17 protein-coding genes and 3 pseudogenes are annotated in these 21228 nt (G+C 68.2%); 11 read left to right on the forward strand and 9 right to left on the reverse strand.

What is annotated here, in order from left to right; translation table 11 throughout:
• The first annotated feature begins 28 nt into the window (after positions 1-28).
• The gene (locus tag ACY466_RS05460) at positions 29-2737 is read left to right on the forward strand and encodes an HAD-IC family P-type ATPase (RefSeq protein ID WP_463252141.1); all 2709 of its coding nucleotides are present in this window, start codon (positions 29-31) and stop codon (positions 2735-2737) included.
• Positions 2734-3618 carry a universal stress protein gene (locus ACY466_RS05465; protein WP_463250476.1) on the forward strand — a complete coding sequence of 295 codons (885 nt, stop codon included), beginning with the start codon at positions 2734-2736 and terminating at the stop codon, positions 3616-3618. The genes ACY466_RS05460 and ACY466_RS05465 overlap by 4 nt, the downstream gene beginning before the upstream one ends.
• On the opposite strand, the pseudogene ilvD reads toward ACY466_RS05465, so the two are convergent.
• A pseudogene (gene ilvD, locus ACY466_RS05470) lies at positions 3619-5456 on the reverse strand (dihydroxy-acid dehydratase). It abuts the gene before it with no gap.
• 102 nt (positions 5457-5558) lie between these two features.
• Between ilvD and ACY466_RS05475 the strand changes: the two are divergent.
• From ACY466_RS05475 to ACY466_RS05505, 7 genes and pseudogenes are all read left to right on the forward strand, one after another.
• Positions 5559-5777, forward strand: a pseudogene (locus ACY466_RS05475) (helix-turn-helix domain-containing protein); the annotation flags it as partial.
• Positions 5778-5961: 184 nt separating this feature from the next.
• Positions 5962-6408, forward strand: coding sequence for an MmyB family transcriptional regulator (locus ACY466_RS05480; protein WP_463250478.1), 447 nt, complete (start codon positions 5962-5964; stop codon positions 6406-6408).
• A gap of 103 nt (positions 6409-6511) precedes the next feature.
• Positions 6512-7198 (forward strand): acetate uptake transporter family protein, encoded by a 687-nt coding sequence (locus ACY466_RS05485; protein WP_463250479.1) that lies wholly within the window; start codon positions 6512-6514, stop codon positions 7196-7198.
• A gap of 147 nt (positions 7199-7345) precedes the next feature.
• A complete protein-coding gene (locus ACY466_RS05490; RefSeq protein WP_463250481.1) occupies positions 7346-8056 on the forward strand; it encodes a FadR/GntR family transcriptional regulator in 711 nt (236 codons plus the stop codon).
• Positions 8057-8136: 80 nt separating this feature from the next.
• Complete coding sequence (locus ACY466_RS05495; RefSeq protein ID WP_463250484.1) at positions 8137-9582, forward strand: four-carbon acid sugar kinase family protein; 1446 nt, start codon at positions 8137-8139, stop codon at positions 9580-9582.
• Positions 9579-10499 carry an NAD(P)-dependent oxidoreductase gene (locus ACY466_RS05500; protein ID WP_463250486.1) on the forward strand — a complete coding sequence of 307 codons (921 nt, stop codon included), beginning with the start codon at positions 9579-9581 and terminating at the stop codon, positions 10497-10499. The genes ACY466_RS05495 and ACY466_RS05500 overlap by 4 nt, the downstream gene beginning before the upstream one ends.
• 39 nt (positions 10500-10538) lie before the next feature.
• Positions 10539-11975: a GntP family transporter gene (locus ACY466_RS05505; RefSeq protein ID WP_463250488.1), complete on the forward strand. Its 1437-nt coding sequence runs from the start codon at positions 10539-10541 to the stop codon at positions 11973-11975.
• 88 nt (positions 11976-12063) lie between these two features.
• On the opposite strand, the gene ACY466_RS05510 is transcribed toward ACY466_RS05505, so the two are convergent.
• Positions 12064-12195 carry a hypothetical protein gene (locus ACY466_RS05510; RefSeq protein WP_463250490.1) on the reverse strand — a complete coding sequence of 44 codons (132 nt, stop codon included), beginning with the start codon at positions 12193-12195 and terminating at the stop codon, positions 12064-12066.
• A 281-nt stretch (positions 12196-12476) separates the two neighbouring features.
• Here ACY466_RS05510 and ACY466_RS05515 point away from each other — a divergent pair.
• Both ACY466_RS05515 and ACY466_RS05520 read left to right on the forward strand, forming a co-directional pair.
• Positions 12477-12566, forward strand: a pseudogene (locus ACY466_RS05515) (MFS transporter); the annotation flags it as partial.
• Between the two features lie 186 nt (positions 12567-12752).
• Positions 12753-13982 (forward strand): polysaccharide pyruvyl transferase family protein, encoded by a 1230-nt coding sequence (locus ACY466_RS05520; protein ID WP_463250492.1) that lies wholly within the window; start codon positions 12753-12755, stop codon positions 13980-13982.
• 5 nt (positions 13983-13987) lie between these two features.
• Here ACY466_RS05520 and ACY466_RS05525 read toward each other — a convergent pair whose 3' ends face one another.
• The 7 genes from ACY466_RS05525 to ACY466_RS05555 form a co-directional block, all read right to left on the reverse strand.
• On the reverse strand, positions 13988-15460 hold the full coding sequence (locus ACY466_RS05525) for a hypothetical protein (protein ID WP_463250494.1): 1473 nt from the start codon (positions 15458-15460) through the stop codon (positions 13988-13990).
• Between the two features lie 41 nt (positions 15461-15501).
• Entirely contained in the window at positions 15502-16050 is a 549-nt protein-coding gene (locus ACY466_RS05530; RefSeq protein WP_463250495.1) for a signal peptidase I, read from the reverse strand.
• Between the two features lie 31 nt (positions 16051-16081).
• Positions 16082-16744 (reverse strand): hypothetical protein, encoded by a 663-nt coding sequence (locus ACY466_RS05535; RefSeq protein WP_463250497.1) that lies wholly within the window; start codon positions 16742-16744, stop codon positions 16082-16084.
• Positions 16745-16769: 25 nt separating this feature from the next.
• Positions 16770-17441, reverse strand: coding sequence for a SipW-dependent-type signal peptide-containing protein (locus ACY466_RS05540; protein ID WP_463250499.1), 672 nt, complete (start codon positions 17439-17441; stop codon positions 16770-16772).
• Between the two features lie 293 nt (positions 17442-17734).
• Positions 17735-17911, reverse strand: a complete 177-nt coding sequence (locus ACY466_RS05545; RefSeq protein ID WP_463250500.1) for a hypothetical protein — start codon at positions 17909-17911, stop codon at positions 17735-17737.
• Positions 17912-18029: 118 nt separating this feature from the next.
• Complete coding sequence (locus ACY466_RS05550; RefSeq protein ID WP_463250502.1) at positions 18030-18731, reverse strand: response regulator; 702 nt, start codon at positions 18729-18731, stop codon at positions 18030-18032.
• Complete coding sequence (locus tag ACY466_RS05555; RefSeq protein WP_463250504.1) at positions 18721-21225, reverse strand: sensor histidine kinase; 2505 nt, start codon at positions 21223-21225, stop codon at positions 18721-18723. The genes ACY466_RS05550 and ACY466_RS05555 overlap by 11 nt, the downstream gene beginning before the upstream one ends.
• Positions 21226-21228: the final 3 nt, after the last annotated feature.

Below are 21228 nucleotides of genomic sequence, written 5' to 3' on the forward strand. Positions count from 1 at the left end.
GGACCGTCTCACCACCGACCCCCACGGAATGTCCGTCCAGGACGTGGCGCTGTCGGTCGACACCGACCTGGTGCACGGCCTCGCCTCCGACGAAGCAGCTCGACGACTGGTTCTGTTCGGCCCGAACGTTCTGCCCCCGAACACCGGCCCGGGCCCGCTCCGCCGTCTGCTCGCGCAATTCCACAATCCGTTGATCTACGTCCTGATCGTCGCCGGCGTCGTGACCGCTGTCCTGGGGGAGTACGTCGACTCGACGGTCATCTTCGCCGTGGTCGTGGCCAACGCGGTCATCGGTTTCGTGCAGGAGTCCAAGGCGGGCTCGGCGTTGGAAAGTCTGCGTTCTCTGGCGCGGACCCCGGCGCGCGTGGTGCGCGACGGAATGGTCGGTGAGCTGCCGTCCGAGGGCCTGGTTCCCGGTGACATGGTCCGGTTGGAGCCGGGTGACAAGGTTCCCGCAGACCTACGGTTGACCGACACGGTGGCACTGCAGGTCGACGAGTCGACGCTGACCGGAGAATCGGCCGCGGTGACCAAAGACGTGGTCGTCACGCCGGCCGGAGCGTTGCTCGCGGACAGAACGGACATGGCGTACTCCGGCACCCTGGTGACTGCCGGTACCGGTAGCGGCACCGTGATCGCCACTGGCGTCGACACCGAGCTGGGTGGGGTCCACCACCTCGTCGGGTCCGCCAGTCCGCTCGCGACACCGTTGACCAAGAAGCTCGCCGAATTCGGCCGAGTGTTGACCTTCGCGATTCTCGCCCTCGCCGGCGTGACGTTCGGTATCGGACTGCTCCGTGGACAGGACGTCGCCGACACGTTCGTCGCGGCCGTGGCGCTGTCGGTCGGCGCCATCCCGGAGGGGCTTCCCGCGGCGGTGACCATCACTCTCGCCATCGGTGTCTCACGGATGGCGCGCCGTGGTGCCGTGATCCGACAGTTGCCGGCGGTCGAGACGCTGGGCAGTACCACGGTGATCTGCACGGACAAGACCGGCACGTTGACCGAGAATCAGATGACCGTGTTGGCTTTGTGGACGCCGGACGCGCACTTCGACGTGACCGGATCGGGGTACGACCCGGCCGGGAACGTGACCGACGCCGACGGCACCGCCGTGGTCCTGGAGGACGACGAGGCGTTGACCTGGTGTCTGACCGTCGGCGCGGTCTGCAACGACGCGTCCCTGCGCAAGGTCGACGACGTCTGGACGGTGTTGGGAGATCCGACCGAGGGCGCGATGATCGTCGCGGCAGGCAAGACGAGCGTGGATCTCCCACCGTCGAGCGAGCGCACGGATGCGATCCCGTTCGGTTCCGAGCGTCAGTACATGGCCACTCGTCACCGCATTCGGGAAGAGTCCGTCGTGTTGGTGAAGGGATCGGTCGAACGGGTGTCGGCGATGTGCACCGATGTCATGGCGGCCGACGGCTCGCTCGTTCCGATCGACCATCGGCGAATCTCGCAGGCCGCGGAAGAACTCGCGTCCCGAGGGCTGCGTGTCCTGGCCACCGCCATGAGCCGAACGGTGGACTCTGCGGAACTGACACACGAAAGCCTGGACGGCGCTCTGGTTTTCGTCGGTATGCAGGCCATGATGGACCCTCCTCGGGACGCGGCGACCGCCGCCGTAGCCGCATGCCGCGCAGCGGGTATCTCGGTCAAGATGATCACCGGAGACCACGCGACCACGGCCGAGGTCATCGCTCGTCAGGTCGGTGTACTGGCCGCGCACGAACGTCACGACCGAAGCATTCTCACCGGGACCGATCTGGCGACGCTGTCCGCCACCGAGTACCCCGAGGCCGTGCACCAGGCCGTCGTCTTCGCGCGGGCATCCCCCGAGCAGAAGCTCCGGTTGGTCGAGACCTTCCAGGCCCGCGGTGAGGTCGTTGCCATGACGGGCGACGGTGTCAACGACGCACCCGCTCTTCGGCGATCGAACATCGGGATCGCGATGGGACACAGCGGAACCGAAGTGGCCAAGGATGCGGCAGACGTGGTGCTCACCGGTGACGACTTCTCGACCATCGAAGCCGCGGTCGAGGAAGGCCGAGGAGTCTTCGACAACCTCACGAAGTTCATCGCGTGGACCCTTCCCACCAATCTCGCCGAGGGTCTCGTCATCCTGGTCGCCATCGTCGTGGGCACCGCTCTCCCGATTCTTCCCACGCAGATTCTGTGGATCAACATGACCACAGCGGTCGCTCTGGGGTTGATGCTCGCGTTCGAACCCAAGGAGCCGGGCATCATGGCACGGCAGCCCCGACGGCCGGACCAACCGCTGTTGACCCGAGCGCTCGTGATGCGCATTCTCCTGGTGTCGTCTCTGCTCGTGGCCGGAGCGTGGGCGATGTTCACGTGGGAGCAGGCCAACGGCGCCGGCCTCGACGAAGCGAGGACCGCGGCGCTCAACCTGTTCGTGGTGGTCGAGATCGCGTACCTGTTCAGTTGCCGCTCTCTGACCCGATCTGCCTGGCAACTCGGGCTGTTCACGAATCGGTGGATCATCGTCGGGGTAGGGGTCCAGATACTCGGACAATTGGCGTTGACCTACGTTCCCGCGATGAACGCAGTCTTCGGAACCGCTCCGATCGATATCGGTACCTGGGGTCGCATCCTGGCGATCACCGCCGTCGTCTCGCTCGTCGTCGCCATCGACAAGCGCCTGCGCAACCGTCACGACGAACCGGGTGACAGAGAGCCGTCCGGTTCGACCCGATCGAAGGAGAACGCATGAGAAACACCGCACCGATCGTCGTGGGAGTCGACGGCTCGGGAGCCTCGTTCGACGCCGTCCGCTGGGCGGCCCGCGCCGCCGAACTCCGAGGCGTGCCAATGAAGTTGGTCTCGACCTACCAGGACGATCACATCTACACGACGCTCGCGGCCGTCCCGGCGGACGAGGGGGAGGCGGAAAAGCGCGCGACGACGGCGATGCTGGAGGCCGCGTACGCCATCGCCCGACGCGCGACCGAGGATTCCGTCGCACTGTCGGTGGCCACCGTTGCCGCGCCGGGACCGACGATCCCGATTCTCCTCGACGAAGCGCGGTCGGCTCGGATGCTGGTCGTCGGTTCTCGCGGCAACGGCGCGTACTTCGCCGAGATGCTCGGCTCGGTCAGCGCGGGGGTGTCGGGGCACGCGGAGTGCCCGGTGGTGGTCGTTCGCGGTGTTCCGGCCGCCGGGCACCGGGACGGTCCGGTGGTGGTGGGTGTCGACGGGTCGACGTCGAACCGGGACGCCATCGCGGTCGCCTTCGAGGAGGCCTCGCTGCGAGGGGCCCGACTGGTGGCCGTGCACGCCTGGACGGACCGGATCGTTCCCGAGCGCTATCGCGCCGACGCCGCCGCTGCTCTCGAGGCCGCGGAGCGGACCGTCCTCGCCGAGGGCCTGGGGGCGTGGCGGGATCGGTATCCGACGGTGACGGTCGAGCCGATCGTGGTGCACGACAACGTGGTCGGCGCTATCCGCGAGCTGTCGACGGACGCGCAGGCCGTGGTGGTCGGGGCGCGCGGTCGCGGTGGTTTCGGCGGGTTGTCCCTGGGGTCGACCAGCCGGTCGCTCAGCCATCTCGTGGACTGCCCGTTGATCATCGTGCGGGAGCAGTCGGAACGGTGATCACCTCAGCGCGTCGACGTCGCGTACCGCGCCCTTGTCCGCCGACAGGGCCAGCCGCGCGTACGCGCGCAACGCGGGCTCACCCGGCGCTCTCGAGCACGAGGCTCGTACGTGGGCAACGATTCACGGCGACGGGCGAGCTCCCCGTCGTCGACGTTCAACGTGATGGTGCGCTTCGGAATATCGATGGTGATCGTGTCGCCGTCCTGGACGAGGGCGATGACGCCACCCGCCGCCGCCTCCGGGGACACGTGCCCGATGGACAGACCCGACGTCCCGCCGGAGAATCGTCCGTCGGTGATCAGTGCGCATTGCGCGCCCAACCCCCTGCCCTTCAGAAATGCGGTGGGATAGAGCATTTCCTGCATGCCGGGGCCGCCGCGTGGGCCCTCGTATCGCACGACCAGAACGTCCTCGGCGACGATGCGTCCCGACAGGATGGCCTCGCATGCGTCCTCCTGCGATTCGACCACCACGGCAGACCCGGTGAACATCAGGATCGAATCGTCGACGCCGGCGGTCTTCACCACGCACCCGTCGGCGGAGAGATTGCCGCGCAGTACGGCGAGCCCCCCGTCGGCGGAATGGCTGTGGGCGGTGTCGCGGATGCATCCCCGCGCGGCGTCGAGGTCGAGGCTCTGCCAGCGTTCGGACTGGGAGAATGCAGTCACCGATCGCACGCATCCCGGCGCGGCGTGGAACAACTCGACGGCGTCGGCGTCGGCGGTTCCCGAGCGGATGTCCCACCGATCGAGCCATTCGGCGAGCGACTCGGCGTGCACGGTGTGCACGTCCTCGTGCAGATGACCGGAACGGCGGAGCTCGCCCAGGATCGCGGGCACACCGCCGGCGCGGTGTACGTCTTCGACGAGGAAGTGCCCGTTGGGCGCGAGTGCACACAGGCACGGCACCTTCCGGGACCGTGAGTCGATGTCGTCGAGGGTGTAGTCCAGATCCGCCTCCCTTGCCGCCGCGAGCAGGTGCAGGATCGTGTTCGTCGACCCGCCCATCGCGATGTCGAGGGAGATCGCGTTGTCGAACGCGGCCCGCGTGGCGATCTGCCGGGGAAGGACGCGGACGTCGTCGTGGTCGTAGAAGCGCCGACAGAGGTCCACCACGGTACGACCGGCGTCCTCGTAGAGCCGCCGACGCGCGGTGTGAGTGGCGAGGGTGGTCCCGTTTCCGGGAAGAGCGAGTCCGAGGGCCTCGGTGAGACAGTTCATGGAATTGGCGGTGAACATGCCCGAGCACGAGCCACACGTCGGGCACGCGGCGTCCTCCACCCGGGCGAGGTCGTCGTCGGAGACGAGCTCGGAGGCAGCATCGGTCATGGCCGAGACGAGGGTCAGCCGGGTACGTACCGTGCCGTCCACGAGAACCGCCGTCCCACCCTCCATGGGCCCACCGGAGACGAAGACGACGGGGATGTCCAGTCGCAGTGCCGCCATCAGCATGCCGGGAGTGATCTTGTCGCAGTTCGAGATGCACACCAGCGCGTCCGCGCAGTGCGCCTCGACCATGTACTCGACGGAGTCCGCGATCAGGTCGCGGGACGGTAGTGAGTACAGCATCCCGCCGTGCCCCATCGCGATACCGTCGTCGACGGCGATCGTGTTGAACTCGCGAGGGATGCCGCCGGCCGCGGTGACGGCGTCGGAGACGATGCGTCCGACCGGCTGCAGATGAGTGTGGCCCGGCACGAATTCGGTGAAGCTGTTGGCGACCGCGACGATGGGCTTGCCGAAATCCGCGCTGTTCACCCCGGCGGCGGTGAGGAGTGCGCGGGCGCCGGCCATGTTTCGTCCGTGGGTGACTGTGCGTGATCGCAACGAAGGCATGCCGTTCAGCGTGCCGACGCCGTGGCGTGCGGGAAAGGCGGTATCGATACTGGTACCGCGAGCACCCGGTTCGAGCCGAGCATCGACCCTAGACTCGCGGGTGTGGCCGACCCCTCGAGTCCCGACGCGTCGAGCATCGCTCGCGCCGAGCTCGGCCGGTTCCTGCGGACGCGTCGCGCCGCGTTGGCTCCGGCGCGGGTCGGACTGCCGCCGTCGCCGCGCAGCCGATCGACCGGGCTGCGTCGCGAGGACGTGGCGTCGCTCTCGAGCATCAGCCTCACCTGGTACACCTGGCTCGAGCAGGGGCGTGACATCAGCGCCTCGCGGCAGGTACTCGACGCGATCGCCCGGACGCTGCGATTGACGCCGGCCGAACACGATTACGTGCTGGCCCTCGCCGGTCACTCCACGCGAACACCGCCCGACAGCGGCCCCGTCGCGCCGCCTTCGGTGCAGCGCTTGCTGGACGCGTTCTGCGTTCGCGGTGCGGCCCGAGTGGTCCATCGTGGGATGGAACGACGCCTACCGGGCCCTGTACCCGGGAGTCGAGAAGGTGGCCGCGGTCGATCGCAATCTGCTCTGGCTGGTCTTCACCGATCCGTATGTGCGAGAACTACTTCCGAACTGGCAGGTGGACAGCCGCCGCTTCCTCGCGGAATTCCGTGCCGATGCCGGGCCGGCGCTCGGGACCGTCGAGTTCCGTCGATTGATCGATCGACTCCTGGACGTCAGTGAACCGTTCAGGCAGGGGTGGGAGAGCCGCGACGTCGAGGGATTCGCGTCGCGGGAGCGCACGTTCCGACACCCGGTGGTCGGCGACCTCCACCTCGAGCACCACCAAGTGGCGCCGGTGGACCAGAGAGACCTGCACATCGTGGTCTACCTCCCGGTTCCCGGCACCGGCACGGCGGAGAAGCTGCAGGCGTGGGTCGACGCGCATCGCTCCACCTGAGTCGGGTTCGTCCGATTCGTGCGAAGGTTGTGCACGTCCCGCGCACCGTCCGACCCCGGAGGAACGTCATGAGCATCGCCCCCGATCCACTCGCGGTTTTCCAGTGAGCGCGGGGGAGGGCGGCCACGAGACGAGGGATGCGGAGAAGCGTCGCGTTCAGATCGTCCTGCGGCCCATGGGGAACCCGTTGCCGCTGGGGTTCATCGGACTCTTCTTCGGCACCGCGGCCTTCAGCACCCTGCAGCTGAACTGGATTCCGCCCGAGCAGGGTTCGATCGTCGCCGTCGCGGTGCTGGCGTTCTCGGTTCCGGTGCAGTTCGTCGCCTGCGTGCTCGGCTTCCTCGCCCGCGATCCGATCGCCGGGACCGGGATGGGAATCCTCACCGGAACCTGGGCCACGCTGGGCGTGGCCACGCTCATCACGCCACCGGGCACCACGAACCCCGGACTGGGCGTCGTCCTCATCCTGTCCGGCCTCGCCATTCTGATCCCCGCGGCCGCCGGCACCGCCAAGAAACTGGCAGTCGGGGTAATGCTTCTGAGTGCGACGCGATACATCATCACCGGGATCGCCGAGACCAGCGGTGTCTCGCAGTGGATGGCGGTGGCGGGGTGGACGGGACTGCTGCTCGCGGTGGTCGCGTTCTACGCTGCGCTCGGGTTCGAGCTCGAGGACGTGCACAAGCGGGCCGTCGTCCCGGTGTGGCGCACGGGCGGTGCTCCGGGCGGCGATCTCGACGAGGAAACGGCGGAGATCGAGCGCGAAGCGGGCATTCGCAGCGATCTGTGAGGGCGTCCTCGCGATTCTGCGAACGAAATATGTTTCTGCGGACGATATTTCGCGTGCGGCCACACATTTCGGTCGCAGAATCGCGCGCGGGGGGCCCGAGAGGCGGCTCTATAGTGTCGATCATGACTGTCCGAGGAGCAGAGCATCGTGGCGCGTGACTCGCTGGTGGCGGTCGTCGCCCAGGAGGTGCTGGAGAGAATCGTGTCCGGACAGCTCCCGCCGGGCACCATGCTGCCGTCGGAGACGGTGATCGGTGATCAGTTCGAGGTCTCGCGGCTGACGGTGCGCGAGGCGCTCAAACAGTTGGCGGCGATCAACGTGCTGACTGCGGTGCGGGGCAAGGGAACCTACGTCAACGAGGTCTCCGAGTGGACGTCGATCGAGGCGGTCGTTCGCGCTGCCGCCGCGAACGGTCGTGCGCACGAGGTGTCGATCCAGATGTTGGAGATGCGGCGGATCATCGAGGTCGGTGCGGCGGAGCTGGCCGGGTCTCGGTGCACGCCCGAGGACATCGAGGCGCTGCGCCGTCACCTGGATCGGATGCGCACCTCGCACGAGTCGGGTGACATCGACGGTTTCGTGGAGGCGGATCTGGCCTTCCACGACGTGATTCTGGCGGCGTCGGGAAATCTTCTGGTGCCGGCGGTGTACGACCCCGTACGTCGGTTGCTCGCGCAGACTCGGCGGGAGACGTCCGCGGTGCCGGCCATCCAGAGCAACGCGATCGGCATGCACGAGAAGATCGTGGCGGGGATGGCGGCGGGGGATCCGGAGCAGGCCCGCTCGGCGATGGCCGATCACATGCAGCAGACGCTCGACGATCTGCAGGCTTTCGTCATCGCCGACCGCGAGGTGTGACGGCGGGCGACACGAGTTCTTGACATGACCGTCATCACAACGCAAGATGTCAGACATCTGATGTCTAGCCAGGAGGCGGCATGCCCACCCTCGACGAACTGCTCGCCGATCACTCACCCGCTCCGCAGGTCAGCGCCCGCAGCGTCCACGACGCGGCGGCCTCGGCACCGATTCTCGTCGTCCTCGACGACGATCCGACCGGGACCCAATCGGTCCACGACCTCCCGGTCCTGACCCGCTGGGACGAGGAGCACCTCGAGTGGGCGCTCGCGCAGGACGTGCCCGCGGTGTACGTCCTCACCAACACCCGCAGCCTCGATCCGGCCGAGGCCGAGCAGCGCAACCGGGAGATCGCACGCGTCGCACAGTCGGTCGCGAGACGACTCGGTGTCACGGTGTCGTTCGTCTCGCGCAGCGACTCCACCCTGCGTGGGCACTTCCCGCTCGAGACCGACACCCTCGTCGAGGAGATCGACGCCTTCGAGGGCACCCCATCGACCATCGACGGCGTCGTCGTCGTCCCCGCCTTTCCCGACGCGGGGAGGGTGACGGTCGACGGTGTCCACTACTTTCTCGATCCGCAGCAGGGCGGCCGCGCCGTGCCCGCCGCCGAGACTGAATTCGCACAGGACGCCACGTTCGGCTACTCGTCGTCGGCCCTGTCGGACTGGGTCGAGGAAAAGACGGCGGGACGCATCACCGCTCGGGACGTCGTGCACATCGGACTGCACACGATCAGGACGCGGGGCGCCGAGGGCGTCGCGGAACTGCTCGACACGGCGCGCGACGCGGTGCCGGTCATCGTCGACATGGTGGTCGAGGAGGACCTGCGCACGGTCGCCCACGGCATCCACCTCTCGCAGAGCCGGGGCCGACGCTTCGTCCACCGGGTCGGCCCGCCCTTCGTCCGGGGACTGATCGGACAGGATCGACGTGAACCGCTCACCGCCGCCGACGTCTTCCCGTCCGGCGGCCCGGACACCGGCGGGCTCGTGGTGGTCGGCTCGCACGTCGGTCTCACCACCCGCCAGCTCGACGACCTCGGGTCGAGCGACATCGAGCAGACGTCGGTAGTGCTCGACGTGCCGACCGTCATCGACCCGGAGCGCCGTGCGGCGCACCTCGCCGAACTGGTCGAGACCGTCGGCCGCGGGTTGGCCGACAGCACCGTGGTGCTCAGCACCTCTCGGAAGTTGGTGAAGACCACCGACGGCGCCGAGAGCCTGGACATCTCCCGCCAGGTGTCGGCCGCTCTCGTGCACATCGTGCGCAGCGTGCTCGAGATCCGGGCTCCCCGGTTCGTCATCGCCAAGGGTGGCATCACCTCCTCGGATCTGGCCGCCCACGGGTTGGGGATGAGCCGCGCCGTGGTCAGGGGCCCGATGCTTCCCGGCATCGTCTCGCTCTGGGAGCCCAAAGACGGCCCGGGGCTGAACATTCCGTACATCGTTTTCGCCGGCAATGTCGGCGGGACCACGTCCCTGACCGACGTCGTCCGCACCCTGTCGAAAGAAGGCATCGCATGAGCACCACCGACGTCCACACCTCCGCCCCGACCCGCGTCGCCGTCCTGGGAATGGGCGCCATGGGGCTGCCCATGGCCCGCCATCTCGCCACGGTGGTCGAGGTGCACGGCTTCGACCCGAACCCGGAGCGATCCGCCCTGGCCGACGAGTCGGGAATCCGAACGCACGCGAGCGGAGCCGCCGCGGCCGCCGACGCCGACGTGGTTCTTCTCGCGGTCCGCAACGGTGCCCAACTCGACGACGTCCTGTTCGGCGACGCCGGCATCGCGTCGTCGTTGCGCAGCGGCGCGGTGGTTCTGATGACCAGCACCGTGGGCATCGATCCCGTGAAAGCTGCTGCGGCACAGCTTGAACCACTCGGCGTCGACCTGGTCGACGCGCCGCTCTCGGGTGGCCCCGCGCGCGCCGGCTCCGGAGACCTCCTGGTGGTGGTCGGCGGCACGCCGGATGCCCGTCACCGCGCCGCACCCGTGCTCGACGCGTTGGCGTCGACCCTGGTGGTCGTGGGGGACAACCCCGGCGACGGCCAGGCCTTGAAAACGGTCAACCAGCTTCTCTGCGGAGTGCACATCGCGGCTGCGGCCGAGGCTCTGGCCCTGGCGGATTCGCTGGGGCTCGACCTCGATGCCACGCTCGACGCGTTGCAGAGCGGTGCGGCCGCGTCGTTCATGCTCGGCAACCGTGGTCCGCGCGTTCTCCAGGCCTACGACGAGGACGGGGCCGAGGTGCTCAGCCGCCTCGACATCTTCGTCAAGGACATGGGCATCGTCACCACCGCTGCGCGCGGCCTCGGTCTCGCGACACCGGTGGCCAGTGCCGCGGAACAGCTCTACCTCATCGGCCAGGCGCAGGGTCTCGGCGGCGCCGACGATTCCGCGGTGATCAAGGCGGTCGCCCCGAACCGCCCCTCGCACTGACCCCTTCCCTATCCCTGCCCCAGTTCGAAGGAGAACGTCGTGGGTACCACCGGATTGTTGCTCGTCGCCGTGGCGAGCGTCGCTGTACTTCTCGTCGCCGTCATCAGACTGAAGGTGCCCGCGTTCCTGGCGCTGTTGACCGTCAGCATCCTCACCGCGATCGTCGCCGGCATCCCGCTCGGGGAGGTGATCGACATCGTCGTCGCCGGCATGGGAGGCACACTCGGCAACGTCGCGCTGCTCGTCGGCCTCGGCACCATGCTCGGCAAACTCATCGAGATCTCCGGTGGGGCACGGTCTCTGGCGGACAAGGCCGGGGAGGTGTTCGGGCAGAAGCGTCTCGTCGCGGCCCTGGTCGCCGTCGCGTTCCTGCTGGCCATCCCGGTGTTCTTCGACGTCGGCTTCATCGTCCTCGTCCCGATCATCTACGGATTCGCCGTCGTACTCGGGGTCGATCCGGTCAAGGTGGGCCTGCCCGTCGCCGGCATCATGTTGGCCATCCACGTGACCGTTCCGCCGCACCCCGGTGTGGTGGGCGGCGCCGCCCTGGTCGACGCGGACCTGGGCTGGCTCACCATCCTGTCCCTGATCATCTGCCTGCCGCTCGGCGTGCTGAGCTACTACGTCGGCCGCGTCCTGAACCGTCGGGACATCACGATGTCGCCGGAGACGGCCCGATCGTTCGCGGCGTTCGCCGCGAATACGAGAACCGCTGTGACGGTGGGTTCGTCCAGCACGGGCGCCGATGCCGACGACGACGATCCCGTCGTGCGGGCCGGACGCGAGAAGCCGGCCGGCTGGCTCCCCGTGGTCGGGCTGATTCTGCTGCCGATCGTCATGATCATGTTCGGCACGGTCGGCGGACTGATCGTCGAGGAGGACTCCACCGCAGCCGGAGTGCTCGGATTCGTCGGCGCGCCCGCCGTGGCCCTGCTGGTCACCACCGCGCTCGCGTACCTGATCCTCGGAGTGCGTCGCGGACTGTCGTCGCAGCAGATCGGTCAGGCGCTCGACGCGGGCCTCGCACCGGCCGCGATCATCATCCTGGTCACCGGCGCGGGCGGTGTGTTCGGCCGGGTCCTGACGGAATCGGGCATCGGTGATGCGCTGGCGGGTTCGCTGTCGGAGGCGGGACTTCCGCTCATCGTCTCGCTGTTCGTGGTCGCCGCAGCCCTGCGTGCGTCCCAGGGATCGGCGACGGTGGCCATCGTGACCACGCTGGGTCTGCTCGGTGCGGCGGTCACCGCGGGGGACTACACCGTCGTGCAGGTCGCCCTGCTGGTGCTGGCCACCGGTTTCGGTGCGCTCGGGTTCTCGCACGTGAACGATTCGGGGTTCTGGGTGGTCACGCGGTTCCTCGGCCTGTCCGTCGCCGACGGTCTGCGCACGTGGACGGTGTTGACCACGGTCCTCGGTATCGCGGGCTTCCTGATCACGTTCGCGCTGTGGGGTGTGGTGTCCGCGACGGGAGTCTGACGCGTCGGTTTCGATTCAGCGCGCGAATCATGCACGTGCGTACGATATTTCGGAAGCACCTGCACGTTTCGTTCGCAGAATCGAGGCGTCAGACCGGGTCGATGCGGGAACTGTCGCTGTGGGCTTCGTGGAACAGGTCGAGGAACGTCGAGTGTCGACGAGCCCGCGGGGCCTCGTGTTCGGCGACGGCACCGTCGTCGTCGGAATCGTGTACGTCCATGTCCCACCCACTTCGATCATTAAGTAACTTAAGGATAAAGGTAGATTCATCGGACGCGGTGTGTCAACGCGAACCGCGAAATCGTGGACGTCCACACCTGCTGAGCGGGTGCGGACGTCCACGATTCGCGCCAGTGCGAGAGGAATACTCGTAGCGCTACCGCCGGACACCGCGGGGCCGCACTCGCAGCGACTGGGCGTCATCGCGGTGGTTGCGACTTTCGGTGGCCTCCTCTTCGGCTACGACACCGGCGTCATCAACGGCGTGGTCGGAACCTTCGGTTGCAGGGCACCATCGGGCCGCTCGTCTGGCTCATGCTCGCCGAGATCTTCCCGCTGAGGATTCGCAGTGTCGCGATCGGTGTGTGCGTACAACTCGAGGCGCGTTTTCGCGAGGAGTACTCCTTACCGACCGTCGAGTCCGGAAACGGATTATTCGCCCGAAACGGACACTACCGCGTAGGGTGCGAGACCGGGGTGTCGGTAGGTCGAGTCGTACGCGCCCCGTCGCCGTCGAGGTGGGAAGCCATGGACTCGGCGTGATCGGAGACGGCACCCGTGACGACACCGAGCACACCGCCGCGCGCCGAGCTCGTGTACCTGATCGCGCCGGCCGGTCACCCCAACTACGGCGACGAGTTCATTCTGCGGGCCTGGATGCGGTACCTCGCGCGGGTGCGCCCCGACGCCGATGTCGTCGTGGACTGCCACACTCCCGGCCAGGCCGCGGCCCTGCACGCCGACCAGCATCCGCGAGCGACGTTCGTCGACACCGTGTGGCGCATCTGCGGTGAGTCGGCGCATCTGCCGCCCGCGGAGGCCGTGGAGTTCTCGCACCGCGTGGTGCACGATCCGGGCATCCTCTGCCGCATCGTCACCGGCATCGAACTCCTGGCCCGAGCGGATGTGGTGCATCTGGTCGGCGGTGGATACATCAATGCGGTATGGCCCCATCATGTCTCGCTGCTCGGGTCCGCGGCCGCGGCGGTGGAACGATCCGGTGGTCGGCTCGTGGCCACCGGGCAGGGACTCTCTCCCGCGAGCGATGGCGAACTCCTACACCGGTGGCTGTCGCGGTTCGATGTCGTCGACGTCCGAGACGCTCCGTCGGTCGAACTTCTCGGCGGTGCGGTGGACGCGTCACGAACCGGGGACGACGCCTGGCTCGGCATCGACGACGGTGCCTACGACACCGAGTCCGACGCGTCCCGCTGCCCCGTCGTGCTGTGCCTGCAGGCCGATCTGATGGACGATTTCGACAACGGGCGCGGGCTCGACGGGCTGGTCGATGCCGTCGCCGCACTGTTGGAGAAGTGGGGCCTGCCGAGCTCGGATGTCGCTGTGGTCGAGGGCATTCCCGGTATCGATCGGGTGGTGTTCGACCGCCTCGCCCCGCTGCTTCCCGACGCCGTCTTCGTCCCCTTCACCGAGCTCTGGATGCACGGGTTGCCGGCGACCGCCGAGCAGACCTGGGTGAGCACGCGATTTCACCCCCATCTCATCGCGGCAGCAGCGGGCAGCAGTGGAGTGATTCTGGCCGGCCGCGACGACTACTACCCGATCAAGCATCGGTCCCTGCTCGACGCGGGGTCGCGCTGGACGATGTGTTCGGCGGCGGAACTCCCGGCGGCTCCACCTCGGGCCGGAGGATTCACCGCCGAGGACGCTGCGCGGGCCCGATCGGCGAAAGCCGCGTTGGCCGAACGCATCTACCCGGCACCGACAGTCGAATCCGTGAGTCCGCTCCGCAGCTTCGGTCGCAGTCTGCGCAGCCGCGTCGGACGGTAGCGGCGTCAGCCCCGAACCGCGGAGATCACGGGGACACGCACCCCCGATGCGGTGACCGGAGTCCAGACGCCGTCGATGATTGCCGAGTCCACGCTGGCCGTCGACAGAGCGTCGGGGTCGAACGTCAGGGTGGTGCCGTCGTCGCAGGCGAAGGCACCCGGGTCCGTACCCGCCGAGCAGGAACGACCGTCGGCGGTGACGAACCGTGCCACCTCGCCGGTCGTGGGACCGCTGAACGTTGTGGACGGATCGGCGGTCGGCGAAGGAACCGTGGTCGTGGGGATTGTGGTCGTAGGGACGGCGGTCGGCGAAGGAACCGTGGTCGTGGGGATTGTGGTCGTAGGGACGGCGGTCGTCGGGGTGGTGGTGGTCGCGGTAGCCGTGGTGCTCGAGGCGGTGGTCGTCGACGGAACGCTGGTGGTCGTCTGCGTGACCTCGGCGTCGGTCGTCGTCTCGGGCGCGCTCGTCTCGACCGTGTCCGTCCGAGGCGCGTCCGTCACGGTCTCGCTCGTCTCGACGGTGTCCGACGCATCCTCGGCGGGCGTCTCGACAGATTCGGGGTCGGTGATGTCGGGCTCGCCCTCGACGGGTGGTGCGGCGACGCGCGCCGCGGCGAGGCCGGTCGACAGGGGAGCGGGGGGCGATGCGGCCGTGCCGCAGGAAACGTCCATCAGCACTGCTCTGAACCGAATGTCGAGCACGCCCAGTCGGACAATTCGTCCGTTCATAACAAGTCTCGTGCTGGCCTCGGATGGGCTTTCAGTCACGGTGCTTGTCAATGTTCCCGAGACTCCGGGCGTCAGATCCAATAGCACGCCCTGTGCGAAAGAGAAGTTCGTCGTAGCGTTCGCCGAAGGCAGATTGACGTTGTTTCCGCGCACCCGAAGCGTCCCCTGGTTCCCCGCCCCGGCATTCGCGGCCCGAGCGGTCACGGCGGTGTTCACCGCGGTCGGTGACGTGAGGTTGCAAGCCGCCGTAGCTGTCAGTGGGGACGGCACCGTCACCACGTCGACGGCTCCGATTCCCAACAGGAGGTTCGCGCGGATGCGATACGACGAGAGTGACCCGGACGCGAAGACCCGCTGCGGCGCCGACCCGCATTGCTCGGGGTTGCCTGGTCCCCATGAGTAGTTGACGCAAGCTGTTCCACCGATGGCATCTCCGGTTGCGCCGCTGGCGGTGAAGGCATCGATGAGTCCCAGAACGCCGTCGGTGGAATATGGGCCGGCAAGCTCGGCGCTCGCCGCCCCCGGTGTGACGGCGGTTCGTTCGGCGGTCGGTCCGGCCCACGGCAAAGGGTTCCCACCGGGTAAAACAGCAAGGCCGAAATTCACGTCCGTCACCCGTCCCGCCTCCGCCCTCGCGTACCCGCTGGTGGGCCAGTATGCAGAGCTCACGTTCGCCGCGAGGTGGTCTCGACCGGTCCACGCGGCATCGGTGGCGGTGGTGCGCACGGTGAGACCGACGACCGTGATCACGACGGCGAACAGGATCGCTATCGACGACCGTCTGCGGCGGGTCACTGTCGCGGCCCGGGTTGCGAAGTGGGGCGCGGGGCGGGCGTCCGGGGCCAGAACACGGCGACCACGAGGACCGCCATCGAGATGGTGAGAGTGCCGAGCACGAGGGGGTTCGACATCCACACGATCGCTTTCGCCATCTCGGGGACGGACCAGAGGACCTTGCGGACCTCGGTCACGTTGTACCCGGCCGGGTCCTCGTACTCGTTTGCGTCGCCCTTGAGCTCCAGAAAAGTGGCGCCGTCGAGCGCGGGCGAGGTGCGCACGACGCGATGCGTCACGGGGAGTTCGCCGCCGCGGTCGACGGTCACCACGTCGCCCGGAACCACGGAGTCCGCCGGCACTTCGCGCACCACCGCCAGGGAACCCGTGGGAATGGTCGGCGCCATGGATCCGGTCTTGAACATGATCAGCGAAACGTTGAACAGGAAAGCCGCCGCGACGAGCGCGATGCACACCACGCCGCCCAGGGCCAGCACGGTCAGCAGCGCGTCACCGAGCCGCGATGCGACGGAGCGGCGGGGAGGTGCGGCGTGCTGGGCGGTCATGATGGTCGCTTCCTGCTGGGAGTCGGGGCGGTCATTCGGTGCCGAGGAAGGTCCACGTCGCGGTGAGAGATTGTGAGCTGATTCCGGGGGTACTCCAGACGGCCGCGGTGTCGGGAAGGGTCAGCCGAAAGCACAGTGGCACCTCTGCTCCGGGGTTCTCGGGGGCACCGGCGGGCAGTGTCAGCGCGCCGGTGGAGGAATCCGCGGAGAGAGCGACGCCGGCCGTGGATGCGCCCACCACGAAGGTCGCGCCCGCGTCGAAACTCGAGCTCGAGCACGTCGGAGACCGCACCACGGTGTACTGCAGGACCGCCCCCAGTCCCGATGCGGTGGGCGTGGTCCCGTCGATCGTCATGGACACGGCCGGCGATGCGGCTATCGATCGCAGCGAGACGGCACCGAATGCCGATGTCCCCGGCAACATTCCGCTTCCGCCCGTACCGAGTGCCAGCTCCGCGGGTGCTCCCTCGGGGTGGGTCGCCCACGTCGCTCCGCCGTCCACCGACGATTCGAACCCGAATATCCCTGCCGCGAACGAGGATTCGCCGAAGGCCCGGTCGCTCCAGGTGGCCGCGACCCCGGTGGTGGTGACGGCGGCGATCGCCGTCCCCACCATCAGCCCGGAGGCGGCGACGAGCCGCGCCCGACGGCTCACGCCGAAGCGGGGGCGCCGAGGCTGCGCGTGGCGGGGCATGGGACGGCGAGATCCGTGACGAAGGTCAGACGACCGCGGTGGCCTCGAACTGCCACACGACGCGTCCGGTGGTCTGCCCGGCGACCACGTCGGGTGCCACCGTCTGGGGCAGCGTGACGGCGAAGCAGAGCGGCACGGCTGCACCGTCGAGGGGGAGCATCACGGCGTTGGCCGCGCTCCCGGTGTCCAGGGTGCTGTCCGGTGCCACGATGGCCGTTCCGCCGGCCAGGGTTCCGCTGTTGCAGTCGGTGGCCGACACTCCGCTGGACACGGTGTACCTGAGGAATTCGCCCAGGGCGCCGCCCCCGGGGTTGGTCGCGCCGAGAAGGGTGACGTTAGCGTCGTAGGCACCGCCCGCGCCCGCGGCGGTTCCCACCCGCAGGGCGACCGGCGAGTAGACCGTCGTGCCGGGGCTCAGGGCGTCGAAACCTGTTGTGTAGGTAAAGGTTCCGGCAGTGCCGTCCGTGGCGTACTCAGCCCAGGCCCCACTTCCATCGGCGGAGAAGTCACCCTGGACGTTCCAGTTCTCGGCGGAGAACTCGGCCTCGCCGACCACGTTGTCGGTCCAGGCGGCGAGGGTCACCGCCGCGCCGATACCGAGAACCAACCCGCCGGCGAGGAGGGCGCGGATCTTGCGCCGGCGCGTGTCGCGTGGATCGCCGGACACGGCGTCGGTGGTGTGCTGATCGACTGACATGGCATTCCTCGGTGGTCCCGGGCAGCCATTCCAGTAATGGCGGCAATGCCAGGAAATATAGCCGAAGCAACATCCATTTACTCGACTTTTTCCGGACTTCGGCGCATGCCTCACATCGAAATTCGCAGTGAGATCAGGGTTCGTTCCGATCATCGAGCGGAAACCGGGCGGTCGATCCGCGTGAGTCGAATCTGACTGTCCGGTCGCTTGGAATGGCGTCGGAATCGCCGATGAACGGCCTTGTGGACCGACCCGTCTTCGCCTCGCAACAGCCTGTCGAGCGGAGTCCGCCGTCAGCTCGCGGTCTTCCTGCCGTTCAGCAGGACGGCCACACCCATGCCTACGAGGATCAAAATCAGCGGTGTGACGATGATCAAGGACGCGTCGATGACGACGTAGAGCACTGTCAGCAGCGCGGCAACGGCGAAGTAGACCGCCGCGAACCGTGGGCTCCACAGAGTGCTGTTCATGGTCTACCTCCGGTCAAAAGCAGGATGCGGCGGCGCCACTGGCAGCGAGACCGAGAAGCGCCTCGTCAGCAAACGTACTTACTCCACGATACGAAACGGTCGTTCCCCGTGCAGCCCTTCACTCGACGAACCGGTACCCCATTCCGGTCTCGGTGATCAGGTGGCGGGGCCGCGAGGGGTTCGGTTCGAGCTTGCGCCGTAGCTGCCCCAGATAGATTCGCAGGTAATGACTCTCGTGATCGTGGCCCGGTCCCCACACCGCTCGCAACAGTTCCTGGCGTCCGACGAGTTTGCCGCGATTGCGGACCAAGGTGTCGAGCACGCCCCATTCGAGTGGGGTCAGATGGACTGCCTCGCCGTCGCGGGTGACGGTTTTCGTCGTCAGGTCGACGGTGAACGCATCGGTCACCACCACCGGGTCGGCCGGAGCGGTCATCGCGGCCCGCCGCCGCACCGCCACGCGAAGGCGTGCGAGGAATTCCTCCATGCCGAACGGCTTGGTGATGTAGTCGTCGGCTCCCGCGTCGAGGGCATCGATCTTGTCGCTGCTGTCCGTGCGCGCGGACAAGACGATCACCGGTACGTCGCTCCAACCGGCCATCCCCTCGAGGACGCGGATGCCGTCCATGTCGGGGAGACCGAGGTCGAGCACCACCACGTCGGGGTGTTCGGCGGCAATGGCTCTCAGGGCGCCGGCTCCGGTGTCGGCGACCAGCACGTCGTAACCGCGGACGCTGAGGTTGATACGCAGTGCGCGCACGATCTGCGGTTCGTCGTCGACCACGAGCACTCGCGTGCGGACCACGTCGTCAGCGGTCACGGTCGGCCCCGGCCCGAGCGAGGTCGATCGTCACCGTGGTGCCGCCACCGGTCGTGGCCGAGACGGCGACCGATCCGCCCATCGCCTCGACGAACCCGCGAACCACCGACAACCCGAGCCCGACGCCCGTCCTGTTGTCCCGGTCTCCCGATCGCTGGAACGCGTCGAACACGCGGTCCTCGTGTCCTGCCACGACGCCGGGCCCGTGGTCCGCGACGGTGACCACCGCTCGATCTCCGACGGTGCGGGCTCCGACGTCGACCGGTGACCCCGGTGCGTGCCGCGCCGCGTTGTCGAGCACGTTCGCCAGCACTCGTTCGAGGAGTCCCCGATCCGCGAGCACGGCGACATCACCGACCTCGACGGTGAGACCCGGTGCGACCGAGGGAGCGGGCAGGCCGCGGACGGCGTCCTGAATCGCGTCGTCGACGTAGACCTCGACCAGAGCGGGACGCACGACACCGGCTGCGAGTCGGGAGGAGTCGAGCAGGTTGCCCACCAGCGATGTCAGGTGATCGGTCGACTCCTCGATCGTCGCCAACAGCTCCGCGGTGTCCTCGGGGGAGAACTCGACGTCGGCGCTGCGCAGGCTGGACACCGACGCCTTGACCGCCGCGAGCGGGGTACGAAGATCGTGGCCCACTGCCGACAGCAGGGCACGGCGCAAGCGATCCGCTTCCGCCAGACCCGCTGCGGCGGAGGCAGCGTCGGAGAGCTCGCTCTGCCGAATCAGCCCTCGTGCCTGGTTCGCCACGGCGGTCAGCACCCGCCGATCGCGGGCCCCGGTGCGCGTTCCCGCCAGGAGCAGGGTGGTGGAGCCGTCCGGGGTCTCGACGGCGGTGTCCGCGTCGTCGACCGTCGTCGGGGGTTGCTCTCCCACCGCGTGCAGTACCGATCCGTCCCGGACGATGGACACCGCTCTCTGCGAATAGGTTTCGCGCACACGTTCGAGCAGAGCGTCGAGATCTCCTCCGCGCAGGACGGTTCCGGCGAACAGGGTCAGCAACTCGGCCTCCCGGGACGCCCGCCGAGCCTGAGCCGCGCGCCGTGCCGCGGAGTCGACCAGGGCGGCGACGGCGACGGCGATGACGAGGAGGACCACGGCCGTGACGAAGTTGTTCGGTTCGGCGATCGTCAGGCTGTACCGGGGGCCGGTGAAGAAGAAGTTCAGCAGAAAGCCGGAGACCAGCGCGGACAGCGCCGCGGTGGCCACCCCGCCGAGTAGGGCGACCCCCAGCACGACCACGAAGAACAGCGCACTCATCCCGCCCAGATCGAGATACGGATCCACGACGGTGAACAGAGCCGTCGCCGCGGCGGGCACCACCACGGCGGCGACCCACGACGCGACCCGGCGGTGCGTCGGGTGCTGGGGGACGAGACGACCGAGCCGCCTGCGCCGGGCCACCTCCTCGTGGGTGACCATGTGCACGTCGATCTTCCCGGAATTCGCGATGACGGCGGCGCCGATGCCCTCGTCGAGAATGCGAGCCCACCGCGATCGACGCGACGTACCGATCACCAACTGGGTGGCGTTGACTCCCCGCGCGAAGTCGAGCAGCGTCGCCGGAACATCGTCACCCACGACGGTGTGCACGCTGGCTCCCAGTCCGGCCGCGAGCACGCGGACCGGCCCCATCTGCGGAGCGGACAGTCCGGTGAGCCCGTCTCCGCGCACCACGTGCAGCACCATCAGTTCCGCACTGGACCTCGAGGCGATTCGGCTGGCCCGACGCAGCAGGGTCTCCGATTCCGGCCCGCCGGTCACGGAGACCACGACGCGTTCGCGCGTCTCCCACGTGTCCGTGATGTGGTGGTGCGAGCGGTACTTGGCGAGAGCGGCGTCGACCTGATCGGCTATCCACAGCAGCGCGAGTTCGCGCAGTGCGGTCAGATTGCCCTGGCGGAAGTAGTTCCCCAGAGCGGCGTCGATCTTCTCCGCCGGGTAGATGTTCCCGTGAGAGAGCCTGCGCCGCAAAGCTTCCGGGGCCACGTCGATCAGTTCGACCTGCTCGGCCGTGCGCACCACCGAATCGGGGACCGTCTCCTGCTGACGAATCCCGGTGATCTGCTCGACCACATCGTTCAGGCTCTCGAGGTGCTGCACGTTGAGGGTGGACACCACGTCGATCCCGGCGGATAGAAGGTCCTCGACGTCCTGCCACCGCTTGGCTCGCCGACCGCCGGGGGTGTTGGTGTGCGCGAGTTCGTCCACGAGCACCAACGCCGGCGCCCGGGCGATGATAGCGTCGACATCGAGTTCGGACACCGCCACCCCGCGGTACCGCGTCACGAGTGGCGGCACGATCTCGATGCCGTCGAGCAGTTCGGCAGTCTTGACCCTTCCATGGGTCTCGACCACTCCCGCGACCACATCGCAGCCCCGTTGCGCACGCCGGTGCGCCTCGCCGAGCATGGCGTAGGTCTTGCCGACGCCCGGAGCGGCACCGAGGTAGATCCTCAGCGCGCCCCGGCCGTTCGGTGTCTGCGTCATGTC

This window comes from Rhodococcus sp. K11/5, from assembly GCF_055193735.1.